The 17248-nt window shown below is 70.2% G+C and carries 15 protein-coding genes; 10 read left to right on the top strand and 5 right to left on the bottom strand.

Going from position 1 to position 17248, the window contains the following annotated elements; all coding sequences use genetic code 11:
- Positions 1-73 precede the first annotated feature (73 nt).
- Complete coding sequence (locus ACX28W_RS40280; protein WP_459005089.1) at positions 74-1006, bottom strand: Ppx/GppA family phosphatase; 933 nt, start codon at positions 1004-1006, stop codon at positions 74-76.
- Positions 1007-1212: 206 nt separating this feature from the next.
- Between ACX28W_RS40280 and ACX28W_RS40275 the strand changes: the two genes are divergently transcribed.
- Positions 1213-1971: a hypothetical protein gene (locus tag ACX28W_RS40275; RefSeq protein WP_459005102.1), complete on the top strand. Its 759-nt coding sequence runs from the start codon at positions 1213-1215 to the stop codon at positions 1969-1971.
- 118 nt (positions 1972-2089) lie between these two features.
- On the opposite strand, the gene ACX28W_RS40270 is transcribed toward ACX28W_RS40275, so the two are convergent.
- Complete coding sequence (locus tag ACX28W_RS40270; protein ID WP_459005088.1) at positions 2090-3898, bottom strand: BACON domain-containing protein; 1809 nt, start codon at positions 3896-3898, stop codon at positions 2090-2092.
- Between the two features lie 195 nt (positions 3899-4093).
- Here ACX28W_RS40270 and radA point away from each other — a divergent pair, with 195 nt between their 5' ends.
- Both radA and disA read left to right on the top strand, forming a co-directional pair.
- Positions 4094-5503: a DNA repair protein RadA gene (gene radA / locus ACX28W_RS40265; RefSeq protein WP_362086606.1), complete on the top strand. Its 1410-nt coding sequence runs from the start codon at positions 4094-4096 to the stop codon at positions 5501-5503.
- Between the two features lie 68 nt (positions 5504-5571).
- Entirely contained in the window at positions 5572-6696 is a 1125-nt protein-coding gene (disA, locus tag ACX28W_RS40260; RefSeq protein ID WP_459005087.1) for a DNA integrity scanning diadenylate cyclase DisA, read from the top strand.
- Positions 6697-6804: 108 nt separating this feature from the next.
- Here the strand turns inward: disA and ACX28W_RS40255 are convergent, their stop codons facing one another.
- Positions 6805-7608: a hypothetical protein gene (locus tag ACX28W_RS40255; protein WP_459005086.1), complete on the bottom strand. Its 804-nt coding sequence runs from the start codon at positions 7606-7608 to the stop codon at positions 6805-6807.
- Between the two features lie 512 nt (positions 7609-8120).
- Between ACX28W_RS40255 and ACX28W_RS40250 the strand changes: the two genes are divergently transcribed.
- From ACX28W_RS40250 to cseC, 5 genes are all read left to right on the top strand, one after another.
- Positions 8121-9041 (top strand): HhH-GPD family protein, encoded by a 921-nt coding sequence (locus ACX28W_RS40250; protein WP_459005085.1) that lies wholly within the window; start codon positions 8121-8123, stop codon positions 9039-9041.
- Positions 9042-9308: 267 nt separating this feature from the next.
- Positions 9309-9860 carry a SigE family RNA polymerase sigma factor gene (locus ACX28W_RS40245; protein WP_459005084.1) on the top strand — a complete coding sequence of 184 codons (552 nt, stop codon included), beginning with the start codon at positions 9309-9311 and terminating at the stop codon, positions 9858-9860.
- Positions 9848-10522 (top strand): hypothetical protein, encoded by a 675-nt coding sequence (locus ACX28W_RS40240; RefSeq protein WP_459005083.1) that lies wholly within the window; start codon positions 9848-9850, stop codon positions 10520-10522. The genes ACX28W_RS40245 and ACX28W_RS40240 overlap by 13 nt, the downstream gene beginning before the upstream one ends.
- Positions 10523-10541: 19 nt before the next feature.
- On the top strand, positions 10542-11252 hold the full coding sequence (cseB, locus tag ACX28W_RS40235; protein WP_459005082.1) for a two-component system response regulator CseB: 711 nt from the start codon (positions 10542-10544) through the stop codon (positions 11250-11252).
- Positions 11253-11278: 26 nt separating this feature from the next.
- Entirely contained in the window at positions 11279-12706 is a 1428-nt protein-coding gene (gene cseC / locus ACX28W_RS40230; protein ID WP_459005081.1) for a two-component system sensor histidine kinase CseC, read from the top strand.
- 222 nt (positions 12707-12928) lie between these two features.
- Here the strand turns inward: cseC and ACX28W_RS40225 are convergent, their stop codons facing one another.
- On the bottom strand, positions 12929-14566 hold the full coding sequence (locus tag ACX28W_RS40225) for an MDR family MFS transporter (protein WP_459005080.1): 1638 nt from the start codon (positions 14564-14566) through the stop codon (positions 12929-12931).
- Positions 14567-14760: 194 nt separating this feature from the next.
- On the opposite strand from ACX28W_RS40225, the gene ACX28W_RS40220 reads away from it, so the two are divergent.
- The gene (locus tag ACX28W_RS40220) at positions 14761-15360 is read left to right on the top strand and encodes a TetR/AcrR family transcriptional regulator (RefSeq protein WP_459005079.1); all 600 of its coding nucleotides are present in this window, start codon (positions 14761-14763) and stop codon (positions 15358-15360) included.
- 231 nt (positions 15361-15591) lie between these two features.
- Here ACX28W_RS40220 and ACX28W_RS40215 read toward each other — a convergent pair whose 3' ends face one another.
- Positions 15592-16200, bottom strand: a complete 609-nt coding sequence (locus ACX28W_RS40215) for a M23 family metallopeptidase (RefSeq protein WP_459005078.1) — start codon at positions 16198-16200, stop codon at positions 15592-15594.
- 403 nt (positions 16201-16603) lie between these two features.
- On the opposite strand from ACX28W_RS40215, the gene ACX28W_RS40210 reads away from it, so the two are divergent.
- Positions 16604-17035 carry an FAD-binding protein gene (locus ACX28W_RS40210; RefSeq protein WP_459005077.1) on the top strand — a complete coding sequence of 144 codons (432 nt, stop codon included), beginning with the start codon at positions 16604-16606 and terminating at the stop codon, positions 17033-17035.
- Positions 17036-17248: the final 213 nt, after the last annotated feature.

Raw genomic sequence — 17248 nt, 5'->3', positions numbered from 1 at the left:
GGCTGAGCGCGCCCACGCGGCGGAGCCGCACATGTCACAGCCCCGCGTCCCCCTTTGGGGCGCGGGGAGTGGCCTACTCCGTCGGCAGGTGGTCCAGGCGGCGGAGGATTACGCCCTCGCGCAGGGCCCAGGGGCAGATCTCCAGGGTGTCCACGCCGAAGAGGTCCATCGCGCCCTCGGCGACGAGAGCGCCCGCGAGGAGCTGGTTCGAACGGCCCGGGGAGACGCCGGGGAGTTCCGCGCGCTCGTCGGCGGTCATCGCGGCGAGCCGGGGGACCCAGTCCTCCAGCGAGCGGCGCTTGAGTTCGCGCTGGACGTACAGGCCGTCGGCGGAGCGCGCGGCGCCGGCCAGGCGGGCGAGCTGCTTGAAGGTCTTCGAGGTGGCGACCACGTGGTCGGGGGCGCCGAAGCGGCTGAACTCCCCCACCGTACGGGCGATCTGCGCGCGCACATGGCGGCGCAGCGCCCTTATGTCGGCGGAGTCGGCCGGGTCGGTCGGCAGCCAGCCCGCGGTCAGTCGGCCCGCGCCGAGCGGCAGGGACACCGCGGCGTCCGGTTCCTCGTCGATGCCGTACGCGATCTCCAGGGAGCCGCCGCCGATGTCGAGGACGAGGAGCTTGCCCGCCGACCAGCCGAACCAGCGGCGGGCGGCCAGGAAGGTCAGCCGGGCCTCCTCCGAGCCGGTCAGGACCTGGAGCTCGACGCCGGTCTCGGCCTGCACCCGGGCCAGTACGTCGTCGGCGTTGCTGGCCTCGCGCACGGCGGAGGTGGCGAACGGCAGCAGGGCTTCGACGCCCTTGTCCTCGGCGGCGTCCAGCGCGCCCCGTATCGTCTCGATCAGTTTGTCGACGCCGTCGGAGCCGATCGCCCCGCTCTCGTCGAGCAGTTGGGCGAGCCGCAATTCGGCCTTGTGTGAATGCGCGGGCAGCGGGCGCGCGCCGGGGTGCGCATCCACCACCAGCAGATGCACCGTGTTCGAACCAACGTCGAGGACACCGAGTCTCATGTACGGAACGCTACTGGGCGTACGGCGGACGGCCGTCCCCGGAGCGGCATGAAGCGACTTACCCTGGACGGGTGCCAAAGACGAAAAAGGCGAAACCCGACAAATCCTCCAAGGGTTCTTCGCAGGCGAAGGCCACCGAGTCCCAGAAGTCACCGAAGAAGACGAAGAAGTCCCCAGAGAAGTCGCCGGAGAAGTCCCCGAAGGCGATCTCCGTATCTGACGAGCAGGGGCTCGACTTCGCTCGCGCATGGGTGGAATTTCCGGATCCCGCCGATGAGGAGCAGGTCTTCCGGTGCGATCTGACATGGCTGACCTCTCGCTGGAACTGCATCTTCGGAAGCGGCTGCCAGGGCATCCAGGCCGGTCGCGCCGATGACGGCTGCTGCACGCTCGGGGCGCACTTCTCGGACGAGGACGACGAGAAGCGGGTGGCCGGGCACGTGGCGAGGCTCACGCCGGATATCTGGCAGCACCATGACGTGGGCATGGAGAGCGGTTGGGTCTCGGAGGACGAGGACGGCGACCGGCAGACCCGGCCGTACCAGGGGTCCTGCATCTTCCAGAACCGGCCCGGCTTCGCCGGCGGCGCGGGCTGCTCGCTGCACATCCTCGCGCTGAAGGAGGGCCGCGAGCCCCTGGAGACCAAGCCGGACGTCTGCTGGCAGTTGCCCGTGCGACGGACGTACGAGTGGATCGACCGGCCCGACGACACCCGGGTGCTCCAGGTGTCCATCGGCGAGTACGACCGCCGTGGGTGGGGTCCGGGCGGGCACGACCTGCACTGGTGGTGCACGTCGGCGACCTCGGCGCACGGCGCGGGCGACCCGGTGTACGTCTCGTACCGCCCGGAGCTCGTCGAGCTGATGGGCAGGGCGGGGTACGACCGGCTGGTCGAGCTCTGCGAGGAGCGGCTGGCCTCGCAGCTGCCGCTGCTTGCGCCGCATCCGGCGGATCCGGTCGGCTGACGCGAATCCGCCATTTTGATACTGCTTCGGTCCTCTTTGGCCCACTGCGGTCTGCTTCGGTCGTGCCTCGGTCGTGCTTCGGTCCTGGTTCCGCCCTGCTTCGGGTCCTACTTCGGTCCTACGTGGACGAGCTCGGGTCGCTGCTGTCGCTGGGTGGGGGTGTCGAGCCGCCCGGGTCCGACGGGGACGCGTCCGTGGGAGTGGGGGTCGGCGTCGGGTCGGGGTCCGAAGGAGTCGGCGTCGGGTCGGGCTCGGACGGGGGCGGGGTCGAGTCGGGGGTGGACGGGGTGGGACGGCTGGAGGTCGGACCGGGGTCGGGCGCGCCCGCGTTCCCGTACCCCTCGATCGTGACCATCGCGCCCGCCGGTGCGATCGACACCCGCGCGCCCCAGCGGCCCACCGGCTCGCGAAGATGATCGACGTACACCTTGATCGTCAATGATTCGCCGGGAGCGAGCCTTCCCGACGACTGGCTGAGGTAGAGCCAGGACGCTCCCGTGCTCGCGGACCAGTGGACCGGCGAACTACCGGACGCGGTCAGCGTGACGAGGGTCGTGTCGCCGCTGCTCGCGGCCCGCACGGAGAGGCCTCCCGCGCCGTTTCCGGTCCCGGGGGCGCCGCCCGGGGCACTTCCGGGGGCGCTGATCACCTCGACGGAGACGTCGGGTGAGCGGCTGCCCTTGGTGAAACGGCTGTCGGGTTCGGTACTGGCGTTGCCCGCGTTCTCGTAGCCGCCCGGCTCCTCGCCGTTGATGCCGTCGGGGCCGTGTGCCTCGCTCGCGGTGATCGCGTGGCCGTCGGCGCCCTCTCCCGTGAGGGGCGCGCCGCGGTAGGCCGCCCAGAGGGCGAGGACGGGGGCGGCGACGACCGTGGCGACGACGGTTGTCGTGACGGCACGCGCGCGTAGCCGGTCTCTTCGTGCCGCGTGGTCCTTGGGGTCCATCGGGAAACCGCGCCGGTCGAAGCGTGGAGCGCCGCCCCGCGCGCGGGGGGTGTGTGCCATCGCGATGTGCAGGTCCGTGCGCGGGGCCTCCAGGACAGGGAGCGCGGCGGGCGTGACGGCGGCGCCGGGCCAGATACCGGGGGCGGCTCGCTCGGCGGTGCGGCGACAGTGCGGGCAGTCGTCGACGTGCCGGACGAGTTCGCGGCGCAGGGTGGCGCTCAGGACCAGCTGGTTGTCGCCGGTGAGGCGGGCGACGCTCGGGCAGGCGCCGGTCTCCACGACGGCCAGGGCGGCGCGGGTGCGTTCGACCTCGCAGGCGGCGGAGGCGAGCAGTTCGCGTGCGGCGGCGAGGTCCATGCCCAGGACGGCGGCGACCTCGTGGGCGGCGAGCTGGTGGCGTACGGCGAGTTCGAGCGCCTCGCGCTGCTCGGGGGTGGTGCCGGCGGCCTCCGGCCAGGCCAGCAGGGCGAGTTCGCGCTGCCGTCGGACCTGGGCCTCCTCGGAGACGGGGGCGCTCAGCGCCTCGGCCGCGCATCGGCCGGCGACACCTTTGGCGCCTTTAGAGTGTTTGGAGCCTTTGGAGCCTTTGGAATCTTTGGGGTCTTTTGGGGTCTCGCGGCGGCCCGAGGCGTGCGCGGCCCGTCGCCGGCGCCGGGCCTCGGTGAGCTTCCGCAGACAGGACCAGCGGGCGAGCGCGTACAGCCAGGCCCTGCGGTCGTCCGCGGACTCCGGGCCGCGCGGGCTCCGGCGCTCGGCCAGCGCGAGGACGTCCCCGAGGGCGGCGGTGGCCGCGTCGTGGTCGCACAGCACGGACAGGCAGTAGGTGAACAGGCCGTCCAGGTAGGGCTCGTAGCGCGCGGGAGGGCGCTGGGCCATCGTGCGGGCCGATGCGCCACGGGGCGCTGCCACCCGCTTGCGTGCGTCTCCGTGCGCCCGGTGTGCGCCGGTGGTGTGCGTGGAGGTCTCCGGACCGCTGCTCATCACCCGTGCGACCGTAGGCGCCCGAGGGTGGCCCCTTCTTCCCCCTTGAGCACATTTAATCCGTACGGGTGAAACGATCCCTCAAAAGGGGACAGGAACCTCCGATTCCATGGCCTACGCCGTCACAGGCGGCGATGGCAGTCGATGGCAGATGCCTTGCCGGTCCGGGCTGTCAGTGGGCTCGGTTACGGTTTCGTCATGGCTGCCCGTACGAAAACCGCGAAGGACCGACCGTCCTACCGATGCACCGAGTGCGGCTGGCAGACGGCCAAGTGGCTCGGCCGCTGCGCCGAGTGCCAGGCGTGGGGGACGGTCGAGGAGTACGGCGCACCCGCGGTCCGTACGACGGCACCGGGCCGCGTCACCACCTCCGCGGTGCCCATCGGACAGGTCGACGGCCGCCATGCCACCGCCCGCACCACCGGCGTGCCCGAGTTCGACCGCGTGCTCGGCGGCGGTCTCGTACCGGGCGCGGTCGTCCTGCTCGCCGGTGAGCCGGGCGTCGGCAAGTCCACGCTGCTGCTGGACGTGGCGGCGAAGTCCGCGAGCGACGAGCACCGCACGCTGTATGTCACGGGTGAGGAGTCCGCCAGCCAGGTGCGACTGCGCGCCGACCGCATCAAAGCCATCGACGACCACCTCTATCTGGCCGCGGAGACCGACCTCTCCGCCGTCCTCGGCCATTTGGACGCGGTGAAGCCGTCGCTCCTCATCCTCGACTCGGTCCAGACCGTCGCCTCCCCGGAGATCGACGGTGCGCCCGGCGGCATGGCCCAGGTGAGGGAGGTCGCGGGGGCACTGATCCGCGCCTCCAAGGAGCGCGGCATGTCCACGCTCCTGGTGGGCCATGTCACCAAGGACGGCGCGATCGCCGGTCCCCGCCTGCTCGAACACCTCGTGGACGTCGTACTGCACTTCGAGGGCGACCGGCACGCGCGCCTGCGGCTCGTCCGAGGGGTCAAGAACCGTTACGGGACGACGGACGAGGTCGGCTGCTTCGAGCTGCACGACGAAGGGATCACGGGCCTGGCGGACCCCTCGGGTCTGTTCCTGACGCGTCGCGCCGAACCCGTCCCCGGGACCTGCCTGACCGTCACCCTCGAAGGCCGCCGCCCCCTGGTCGCCGAAGTCCAGGCCCTCACCGTCGACTCGCAGATCCCCTCCCCGCGCCGTACGACCTCCGGTCTGGAGACTTCCCGCGTCTCGATGATGCTGGCCGTCCTGGAACAGCGAGGCCGCATCAGCGCGCTCGGGAAGCGGGACATCTACTCGGCGACGGTCGGCGGCGTGAAGCTCTCCGAGCCCGCCGCGGACCTCGCCATCGCCCTCGCCCTCGCGTCCGCCGCGAGCGATACCCCCCTCCCCAAGAACCTCGTGGCGATCGGCGAAGTAGGTCTCGCGGGCGAGGTCAGACGGGTCACGGGCGTCCAGCGCCGGCTCGCCGAAGCGCACCGTCTGGGCTTCACGCACGCCCTCGTACCGACCGACCCGGGCAAGATCCCTCCCGGTATGAAGGTCCTGGAAGTCGCCGACATGGGCGACGCGCTGCGGGTCCTTCCGCGCTCTCGTCGTCGAGAGGCCCCACGGGAGGACGAAGAGCGCCGGTAGACTTTGCCCTGGTCTCGCCCGTCCGTACGAACCGTGGGCGACCGGAAACCCGCGACCGGAGGAGTGCAGTGGCAGCCAACGACCGGGCAGCAGCTCCCGGAAAATCCGGTGGGAGCTCCGGTGCCGATGGCCTGATGCGCGCCTCACTGAGTGCCGTGGCACCCGGCACGGCGCTGCGCGACGGGCTCGAGCGGATCCTCCGCGGCAACACCGGCGGACTCATCGTGCTCGGCTGGGACAAGACCGTCGAGTCGATGTGCACCGGCGGCTTCGTGCTGGACGTCGAGTTCACCGCCACCCGGCTGCGCGAGCTGTGCAAGCTCGACGGCGGCATCGTGGTCGACAAGGACCTCACCAAGATCCTGCGGGCGGGCGTGCAGCTGGTGCCCGACCCGACGATCCCCACGGAGGAGACGGGCACCCGGCACCGCACCGCGGACCGGGTGAGCAAGCAGGTCGGCTTCCCCGTCGTCTCGGTCTCCCAGTCGATGCGCCTGATCGCTCTGTATGTCGACGGTCAGCGCCGCGTCCTGGAGGACTCCGCCGCGATCCTCTCCCGCGCCAACCAGGCCCTGGCGACCCTGGAGCGCTACAAGCTCCGCCTGGACGAGGTCGCGGGCACGCTCTCCGCCCTGGAGATCGAGGACCTGGTCACCGTCCGGGACGTGTCGGCGGTGGCCCAGCGGCTGGAGATGGTGCGCCGCATCGCGACCGAGATCGCCGAGTACGTGGTGGAGTTGGGCACGGACGGACGTCTGCTCGCCCTCCAGCTGGACGAGTTGATCGCGGGCGTGGAGCCCGAGCGCGAGCTGGTGGTCCGCGACTACGTGCCCGAGCCGACCGCCAAGCGTTCCCGCACGGTCGACGAGGCACTCTCCGAGCTGGACGCCCTCAGCCACGCGGAACTGCTCGAACTCCCCACGGTGGCGAGAGCGTTGGGCTACACCGGCTCCCCCGAAGCGCTCGACTCCGCGGTCTCCCCGCGTGGCTTCCGCCTGCTCGCCAAGGTGCCGCGGCTGCCCGGCGCGATCATCGACCGCCTCGTCGAGCACTTCGGCGGTCTGCAGAAGCTCCTCGCCGCCAGCGTCGACGACCTCCAGACGGTCGACGGCGTGGGCGAGGCGCGGGCGCGTAGCGTCCGTGAGGGGCTCTCACGGTTGGCGGAGTCGTCGATCCTGGAGCGGTACGTCTGACTTCGTGACCGGGAGGCGGGCGCGCCGTCCGCCGCTTCCCAGTCCCGCGGCTTGCTCGGTCCTGCGGCCTGCTCCGTCCTGCGGCTTGCTCAGTCCTGTCGGGCTTGCTCAGTCCTTCGACAGTACGAACGACGTCTGCGCCTTCGTCAGCCCCGGCGCCGTCGCCTCCACCAAATACGTGCCGGCTGCCGCCGAACCGGGCGAGGGCGTCGTGCACCCGGGGGCACTGGCCGTGCGGTCCCAGTCCTGCGTGTAGGTCACCTGGTCGCCCGCCGGAACGCGGAAGAGCAGGCTGCCGGGGTCCCTGAGGCAGTCGTCGGAGGACCAGAAGCTCTCATCGCTTCCGGCCTGAGTGATCGTCAGGACAGCGTTCTTCGGGCCGAGATCGACCTTGCAGTCGCCGCTGGAGGAGTTCTTCGCGATCAGCTCTATCGAGGGCTTCTCGCCGAGCGCGTACGTGTTGTGCACGCTCCTCAATGACAACTTGACCGCGCCTGCGGTGCAGTTGGGAAGCGTGGACCCGGCCGGAAGTTGATCGGTGGATCCGGCGCCGCCGCCACTCTTGGAGCCGTCGTCCGAGGTTCCGGTGTCCCCGGTGGCTCCGCTGCCGGATCCGCTGGAGTCTCCGGAGCCGTCGCCGCCGCTGCCGGGGCTCGCGCTCGCGCTGGACTCGTCGCGTCCGCCCGGGTGTTGGCTGATCGCGGGTCCGGAGCCGGACGGTCCAGGAGTGATCGTGTCCACCGGGTTCTTCCCGTTGGCCCCGTCCGCGTTCTGCTTGCCGCCCCCGCCGCCGCTGCTGACCACCCAGGCGATCAGCAGCGCCAACAGCGCGACCACGGACAGCAGAACGACCCTCCGACGCCAGTAGATGGAGGAGGGAAGCGGCCCGACCGGATTGCGCATAGATCCCACGGCGCAAACTGTACGAGAGATCAGTGGCGTCGCTCGCCCCACCCGCCGCCCTAAGCGCCAACTTTTCCGGATCATCATTCCGGCAAGGTGGTCGAGTTGTTGCTGATGGGGAGTTTTCGCCCCCGCCGCCCCTACCCGTCCCATCCCGTTCCTGGGGGCTCCGCCCCCAGACCCCCGTTCGGCCTGAACGGCCTCGTCCTCAAACGCCGGACGGGCTAAAAGATTGCACCCCGGCACTGAAAGCGCTCAGCCCAGGCATAAGCCGCTCCAGCCTCTCCAGTCTTGGCGGCTGCCTTCAGCGTTTGAGGACGAGCCCTTCGGGCGAAGGCGGGGGTCCAGGGGGCGCAGCGCCCCTGGCGGGGGTCTGGGGGCGGAGCCCCCCAGGGATGATGGGGGTCCCCCTGCTCGAGCGAAGCCGAGAGCTTGGGGGAGGGTAGGGGCGGCGGGGGCGAAAACCACGTACGTGCGGAAAGCGCGTCGCACCACCCCCGCATGGCAGGATCGGAAACGCCATGACTGCACCCACCATGCCCACACCCAGCCCCCAGCCCAACGCCCCCGGCGAGACCCTGCACGACCCGGTCATCACCTGGTTCGACGAGCACGCCCGCGACCTCCCCTGGCGCCGCCCCGAGGCCGGCCCCTGGGGCGTGATGGTCAGTGAGTTCATGTTGCAGCAGACCCCGGTGAGCCGCGCGCTGCCCGTGTACGAGCAGTGGGTGGCCCGCTGGCCCCGGCCTGCCGACCTGGCCAAGGAACCCCCGGGCGAAGCCGTCCGCGCCTGGGGCCGCCTCGGTTACCCCCGCCGCGCCCTGCGGCTGCACGGCGCCGCGGTCGCCATAACGGAACGGCACGGCGGCGACGTACCCACGGAGCACGCTCAGCTGCTCGCGCTCCCCGGCATCGGCGAGTACACCGCCGCCGCGGTGGCGTCGTTCGCGTACGGCCAGCGTCACGCCGTACTGGACACGAACGTGAGGAGGGTCTTCGCGCGGGCCGTCACCGGCGTGCGGTATCCCCCGAACGCCACCACGGCCGCCGAGCGCAAGCTCGCCCGCGCCCTCCTCCCCGAGAGCGACCGCACGGCCTCCCGTTGGGCCGCCGCCTCCATGGAGCTCGGAGCGCTGGTCTGCACGGCGAAGAACGAGACCTGCCATCGCTGCCCGATCGCCGCGCAGTGCGCGTGGCGGCTGGCGGGGAAGCCCGAGCACGAGGGCCCGCCGCGCCGCGGACAGACGTACGCGGGCACGGACCGCCAGGTCCGCGGCAAGCTCCTCGCCGTACTCAGAGAGGCCGTCGGGCCGGTCCCGCAGTCCGTGCTGAACCGTGTGTGGGACGAACCCGTGCAGCGGGCCCGCGCCCTCGACGGTCTGGTCGCCGACGGACTCGTGGAACCGCTCCCGGGTGGTTTGTATCGGCTGCCGTTGACATAACCGCCGCCCTGCCACCTCCTCCAGGGCCACAAATCCACCCCAACCAGGACGGGTGACCGCCCCGCCTTACCCGGCCCATACATCCGTTACACAACCGACGGACAGCCGAGCGCTCGCCGCAGGCTGCCTCGGACAACCCCGTGACAACGCCTCCGTAGCTTCATTCCCGTACCGCACACACAGCGCAACGACAGCGGGACACAGGCGACGGACAACCGGCGGCAGGCGACAGCAGGCAGGCCGGAACGGGGATGGAGGCGGTCGATCATGGCGCACGGCGAGGTGCTCGAATTCGAGGAGTACGTCCGCACTCGGCAGGACGCGCTGCTGCGCAGTGCCCGCCGGCTGGTCCCCGACCCCGTCGATGCCCAGGACCTGCTGCAGACCGCGCTGGTACGGACGTACGGCCGCTGGGACGGCATCGCGGACAAGCGGCTGGCCGACGCGTATCTGCGGCGCGTGATGATCAATACGCGGACCGAGTGGTGGCGGGCGCGGAAGCTCGAAGAGGTCCCCACCGAGCAGATGCCGGACGCGTGCGTCGACGACTCCACCGAGCAGCACGCCGATCGCGCGCTGCTGATGGACATCATGAAGGTGCTGGCTCCCAAGCAGCGCAGTGTCGTGGTGCTGCGACACTGGGAGCAGATGTCCACGGAAGAGACGGCCGCCGCCCTCGGCATGTCGGCCGGAACGGTCAAGAGCACGCTGCACCGGGCGCTGGCCCGGCTCCGCGAGGAGTTGGAGAGCCGGGACTACGACGAGCGCGGCGCCCGCGCGCTCGAACCAGGTGAGGAGCGGGAGCGTTGCGCGGCCTAGGAACTCGGGCCAGGCAGGTCCTGAAGGCGGGGAGTGCGGCGGTGGCCGCGCTCGCCGCCCTCGGCCTTTTCCTGACCGCCTGCGCCACAGGGGGAACGGGGGCCCGCGACGAAGGCCCGGCGGGCAGTGAGGCGGTGGCGAAGGGCGGTACGACCCTTGCCCCCGCTCCCGCCTCCGCCGCCACCGCCTCCGCCTCGCCGGGCAAAGCCCCCAAGCGCGTGGACGCGGTCAAGCTCCTCAAGGACGACCCGGAGGTCAGCCAGTCGGTCAAGCGAGCCCTGAAGCCGTGCGTCGCCGACGAGTACCCGGTCGACGTGTCGTACGGGGATCTGACCGGAGCGGCCTCGGACGACGTCGTGGTCAATGTGATGACCTGCAGCGATGCCGTCGGGATCGGCTCGTACGTGTATCGCGAGGACAGCGGCGGGTACGAGAACGTCTTCAAGGCCGAGGAGCCGCCGGTCTACGCGGAGATCGACCGGGGCGATCTGGTGATCACCCAGCAGCTGTACAAGAAGGGCGACCCGGTGTCGTATCCCTCCAGCGAAGAAGTGATCACCTACAGCTGGTCCGCGAGCCGCTTCACTGCGGAGTCCCGGATCCACACGGACTACAGCAACGCGGTGGGCGGCGCCGATTCGCCCGCCCCCGATGCGAACTGAGAGCGGGCGGAGCAGCCGGATGGCAGAGCGGACCCATGTCCTTTTCGTCGAGGACGACGACGTCATCCGCGAGGCCACGCAGCTCGCCCTGGAGCGCGACGGCTTCGCGGTCACGGCCATGCCCGACGGGCTGTCAGGCCTGGAGGCGTTCCGCGCCGACCGCCCTGACATCGCCCTGCTGGACGTCATGGTGCCCGGCCTGGACGGCGTCAGCCTGTGCCGGCGCATCCGCGACGCGTCGACCGTCCCCGTGATCATGCTGTCCGCGCGCGCCGACTCGATCGACGTCGTCCTCGGCCTGGAGGCGGGCGCCGACGACTACGTGACCAAGCCCTTCGACGGGGCCGTCCTGGTCGCCCGGATCCGCGCGGTGCTCCGGCGTTTCGGGCACGCCAACGGTCACGGCTCCGCCGCCGAGTCCGAGGGCGGGTCCGGCGTCGACAGGGGCGTACTCGCCTTCGGCGAACTGGAGATCGACACCGAGGGGATGGAGGTGCGCAAGGGTGGTACGCCGGTAGCTCTGACGCCCACCGAGATGCGGCTGCTCCTCGAGTTCTCGTCCGCGCCGGGCACGGTGCTGAGCCGCGACAAGCTACTCGAACGCGTGTGGGACTACGGCTGGGGCGGTGACACCCGCGTCGTCGATGTCCATGTGCAACGGCTACGGACGAAGATCGGCCAGGACCGGATCGAGACGGTCCGCGGTTTCGGCTACAAGTTGAAGGCCTGAGCAGAGGTATGCGGGGGATGCGGCAAATGCCGGGGATACGGGGGAAGTCGCAGCGCCGGGTTCCGGACAGAACGGGCGACAGAGCAGGCGACAGGACGAGCGCCGGCACGGGCCCTGGCACGCGTGACGCCACGAGTGACGGCGCGAGTGACGGCGTAGGCATCCGCACCGGCATCCGGTGGAAGCTCAGCGCGGCGATCGCCCTGGTCGGCGCGCTCGTCGCGGTCGCCCTCAGCCTCGTCGTGCACAACGCGGCACGCGTCTCGATGCTCGACAACTCGCGCGACCTGGCGGACGAGCGCATCCAGGTCGCGCAGCGTATGTACGAGTCAGGACGGACGCAGGCCTTCGGGGTCAAGGTCGACGACCCGGCCATCCCGGCGGACCTGCTGGTGAAGGTCGCCCAGGGACGGCGGGCCACCTATGTGGCCGACGGTCCGAGCGGAGCGCCGGACATCTGGGCCGCCGTACCGGTCAAGGACGGCCGTGTCCTCTCGCTGCACACGGGGTTCACGGACCGCAACACGGACGTCATGAAGGACCTCGACCAGGCATTGATCATCGGCTCGATCGCGGTCGTCTTCGGTGGCAGCGCGCTCGGCGTGCTGATCGGCGGCCAGTTGTCGCGGCGGCTGCGCAAGGCCGCCTCGGCCGCGAACCAGGTCGCCAGGGGCGAGACCGACGTACGCGTACGGGATGCGATCGGCGGGGTCGTACGCGACGAGACCGACGACCTCGCGCGGGCGGTGGACGCCATGGCGGACGCGCTTCAGAAGCGCATCGAGGCCGAGCGCCGGGTGACCGCCGACATCGCGCACGAACTGCGTACGCCGGTGACCGGGTTGCTCACGGCAGCGGAACTTCTTCCCCCCGGCCGCCCGACCGAACTGGTCCGGGACCGGGCGCAGGCCATGCGCACCCTCGTCGAGGACGTCCTCGAAGTGGCCCGGCTGGACGGCGCGTCCGAGCGGGCCGAGTTGCAGGACATCCTGCTCGGCGAGTTCGTGTCGCGGCGCGTGGCCGCCAAGGACGCCGACGTCAAGGTGCGGGTGATACACGAGTCGGAGGTCACGACGGATCCGCGCCGCCTTGAGCGCGTCCTGCTCAACTTGCTGGCCAACGCCGCCCGGCACGGCAAGCCGCCGATCGAGGTCTCGGTCGAGGGCCGCGTGATCCGGGTACGCGACCACGGGCCCGGCTTCCCCGAGGAACTCCTCGCCGACGGACCGCGGCGCTTCCGCACGGGCAGCAGCGACCGTTCGGGCCACGGTCACGGACTGGGTCTCACCATCGCGGCGGGCCAGGCCCGGGTACTCGGCGCCCGCCTCACCTTCCGCAACGTCCGGCCCCCGGGAGCCCTTGAGCACGTGTCCGCGGAGGGCGCGGTCGCGGTCCTGTGGCTGCCGGAACACGCGCCTACGAACACGGGAAGCTATCCGATGCTGCCGATGTGACCGCCTTTCCAGCCCGCCCGCCGCTCGAGGACAACCCGTCAGCCTTCTTAGCCCGTCCGGCGTTTGAGGACGAGCGCGTCAGCGCGATACGGGGGTCTGGGGGCGGAGCCCCCAGGGACGGGAAGGGTAGGGGCGGCGGGGGCGAAAACACCCCCCACCCAAGCCCCGTACAAGAGAAGGCCCCCGGGGCGGACACGCCGGGGGCCTTCGGATCAAGCAGGACTAGACGGTCTCAGCCACGGTTTCCTTCGACGGAGAGCCACTCGCCGGACCCTCGCCCGGCTCAGGCGCAGCCGCCCCGGCCCCCCGAAGCGGAACCTCCTTCACGAACACCGCAGCCACCAGGACGGCCACCGCCACCACCGCCCCCAGCAGGAACGCGGAGTGCGTACCACTGGACACCGCATCCTGGTACGCCTCGCGCGCCGCGGTCGGCAGCTTGGCAAGGCTGGCCGCGTCGAGCTGAGCCGACTGCTCGGTGATCTTCGATCCCAGCGCCCCGGCCCGCTCGGACATCACGTCCTGGACCCGGTTGTTGAACAGCGCACCCATGATCGCGACACCGAAGGACGAGCCGAGCGTACGGAAGAGGGTCGCGGACGAGGACGCGACACCCATGTCCTTCATCTCGACGCTGTTCTGCGCGACCAACATGGTGACCTGCATCAGACAGCCCATGCCCAGGCCGAGCACGGCCATGTACAGCCCCGAGGTCAGCCTGCTCGTGTCGGTGTCCATCTGCGCGAGCAGGAACAGACCCACCGTCATCAGCACACCGCCGGCGAGCGGGAAGACCTTGTACCGGCCGCTGTTGGTGGTGACCCGCCCGGCGACCATCGAGGTGACCAGCATCGCGCCGAGCATCGGCAGGAGCAGCAGCCCGGAGTTGGTCGCGGACGCGCCCTGCACGGACTGCTGGTACAGCGGCAGGAAGAGGACGGCGCCGAACATCACGAAGCCGGTGATGAAGCCGATGATCGACATCAGCGTGAAGTTGCGGTTGCGGAAGATGTGCAGCGGCATGATCGGCGCGGCGGCCTTGGTCTGTACGAAGACGAAGCCGACGAGCGCGGCGATGCCGATGCCGATGAGCTCCATGATCCTGGCCGAGCCCCACGCGTACTCGCTGCCGCCCCAGGTGGTGACGAGGACGATGGCGGAGATACCCAGGGCCAGCAGCCCGGCACCGAGGTAGTCGATCTTCGCCTGGACCCGCTTCTTCGGCAGGTGCAGTACGGCGCTGACGGCGAGGAGCGCAACGACGCCGAGCGGCAGGTTGATGTAGAAGGACCAGCGCCAGCCCCAGTTGTCGGTGATGGTGCCGCCGACCAGCGGACCGCCGATCATCGCGAGCGCCATGACGCCGGCCATCATGCCCTGGTACTTGCCGCGCTCCCGCGGCGGAATCAGGTCACCGATGATCGCCATGACGCCGACCATCAGACCACCGGCGCCGAGTCCCTGAATGGCGCGGAAGCCGATGAGCTGTCCCATGTCCTGGGCCATGCCGCTGAGCGCGGAGCCGACCAGGAAGATCACGATCGAGGTCATGAAGGCGCCCTTGCGCCCGTACATGTCGCCGAGCTTGCCCCAGATCGGGGTGGAGGCGGCGGTCGCGAGGGTGTACCCGGTGACGACCCACGACAGGTGTTCGAGTCCGCCCAGTTCGCCCACGATCGTCGGCATCGCCGTGCCCACGATCATGTTGTCGAGCATCGCCAGCATCATCGCGATCATGAGCGCGAACAGCACGACGCGCACGCTGCGCGGCTTGTGCTCCGCCTGCTGATCCGACTGTTGATCCGGCTGCCGCTCCGGCTGCTTGTCGGTCGCTATGACCGCTTTCGCAGTGTCCGCCATCGTTCCCACTCCCCTGGTCCTGCCGCATGCTCACCGGCGCCGGAGCGACTGCCCCCACCCGCCTACTTACTTGCCGACCGGCAAGTTGACTACACTGGGGAAAGTAGCCTCGTAACTAGCCGGGCGTCAAGTAAGTTTGCCTGGATTTACCAGTCGGGCGACAGGTACGTTTCATGGAGTGCGGGGAAACAAGGATGGGCGGCGACATCATGGACGGCACGAAGCGGCAGCGCCGCGGGGACACCCGCCAGCGCATCCAGGACGTAGCCCTCGAACTCTTCTCCGAGCAGGGCTACGAGAAGACCTCGCTGCGCGAGATCGCCGAGCACCTCGACGTCACCAAGGCGGCGCTCTACTACCACTTCAAGACCAAGGAAGAGATCCTCATCAGCCTCTTCCAGGACCTGACGAGGCCGCTGGACGAGCTGATCGAGTGGGCGAGGCAGCAGCCGCACACCCTGGAGACCAAGCAGGATGTGCTGCGTCGCTACAGCGAGGCTCTCGACAGCGCGGCACCCCTCTTCCGCTTCATGCAGGAGAACCAGGCGACGGTACGAGAGTTGAGCATCGGCGAGACCTTCAAGGGCCGCATGCTGGAGTTGCTCGACATCATCAAGGACCCGGGCGCGCCGTTGACCGACCAGGTCCGTTGCATGAGCGCGCTCTTCTCGATGCACGCCGGGCTGTTCGCCCTCAGGGACGTCGACGCCGACCCCGAGGAGAAGCGCAAGGCGGTTCTGGAGGTCGCGATCGACCTGGTGACGCAGGCGCACGGGGGCGCTGCCGCTTCCTGAACCGCCTTGGCCCTGACTGCCTCGGCTGGGACCGCAGGGCCCGAACCACCGTGGGCCTGAACCAGCCCTGACCCGAACTTCTTGAGCCCGAACAGCCTTGGTCAGTACTTCTTGAGCCCGACCCGCCTTGGCCATGCCTTGGCCAGTACTTCTTGAGCCGAACCACCTTGGCCCCGAACGGCCTTGGGCCCGAACCATCTCGGGCCCGAACCATCTCGGGCCCGAACCGTCTTAGACGATCACGCCCTTGGAGCGCAGGAAGGCGACGGGGTCGACGGCGGAGCCGTAGTTCGCGGTCGTACGGATCTCGAAGTGCAGGTGCGGCCCGCTGGAGTTGCCGGTGTTGCCGGACAGCGCGATGTGCTGACCCGTGGCGACGACCTGGCCGACCCTGACGTCGATCCGGGAGAGGTGGGCGTACTGCGAGTACGTCCCGCTGCCGTGCTTGATGACTATGGCGTTGCCGTACGCGGGACCGTCACCGGCGCCGTTGCCGCCGGCCTTGACGACCGTGCCGCCGTGCGCGGCGATGACCTCGGTGCCGCTGGGAACGGCGAAGTCCTGCCCGGAGTGGGTGGACTGCCACATACCGCCGGCCTGGTTGAAGCTGGCGGAGAGCGTGTACTTCCGCACCGGGTCGACCCAGGACGTGGCCTTCTTGGCGGCGGTCTGCTGGACCGTCGTGGAGACCGTCTTGGCGGCGACGGTGTCCAGCGTGGTTTCGGCGGCGGCCGCGACCCCGGCCCCCAGTACGACCGAGGCGCCCACTCCGACGGCCAGGACGGCCGCCTGCGTGCGGAGCGGGGACAGGGAGAGACGGGACGTGACGCGCTTCGACATCGGAACCTCGCGGGGACGGGGATGAGGGACACAAACCCACCCGACGCACAAGCAGCTGCCGGATGGGCCATCCCTTTGGTAACCCGGGCTCCCACCAACCCCCAAAATCGTGATCTACGAAGCTTGGTCGTACATAACCCGAAAACTTCCGACTCCTTGACAGAACCGCCACTCCGGAGGGAATCTGCCTGATTTTTTCCCTGAAGGGACGTTTAGCCCCACTTCAAGGTGTCGCACCCCAGCGGAATAATTGCCCTCACCGCACCACCCGCCACAACATCGGAACCCCGATTGGACTCTGCCCCAAAGGTCCGTTTTGCCCATTTGTGGTTATCGACTATCCGCCCTAGTAACGGACAAATCGCCTGTGCGTCATGTCACCGCAAGGGAGTGTCAGAACGCCGTGCACTTGGCGCAGGACGTGCGGGCCTCCGTGCGCGCGGCACGCGACCAGGGGCTGCCGCCGACCGTCCGCGGCGGCAGCCACGACTGGGCGGGACGGGCGCCGCGGGAGGGCGGACCGGTCGTCGATCTGTCCGGGCTGCGGCAGGTCACGGTGGAAGCGGGACCTCGTATCGCGACCCTCCAGGGAGAGGCCACCGCGGCCGATGTCGTCGCGGCCGCCGCACCCCACGGTCTGTCCGCCGCCACCGGCACCGTCGAGCGCGGCATCCTGCCCGGCCCCGACGACAGCCCCACGGTCGTCCTCGCACCGACCTGGTGCGCCGGTCCAGCTGTGGGTGATCAGGCGGCCGGTGATCCGGCCGCGGGCGTGCCTGCCGTCGACATGTTGCGGCGGCTCGGCGACCCGCTGATCCCTCTACCGACCGGGTGAGCCTCAGCCTCAGCGCCGGCCCCGGCTAGGGCCTGCCCGGCGGATCATGCCGGAGACGCGGGGTCTGGTGCGGCGCCGTTGCTTTCCTCCGGCCTGATCCGCCGGACAGGCCCTAGGTGTATTGCCCTGTGAGGTTGGGGACGCGGCTGGCGGGTGGTTTGCCTGCGAGCGCGGTGTGTCCGCGGTGGTGATTGTAGGTATGCAGCCATGCGG

Source organism: Streptomyces sp. SD15, assembly GCF_054462255.1.
Note: the sequence above shows the minus strand (reverse complement) of the source record. Positions and strands in the feature narration are given on the sequence as shown.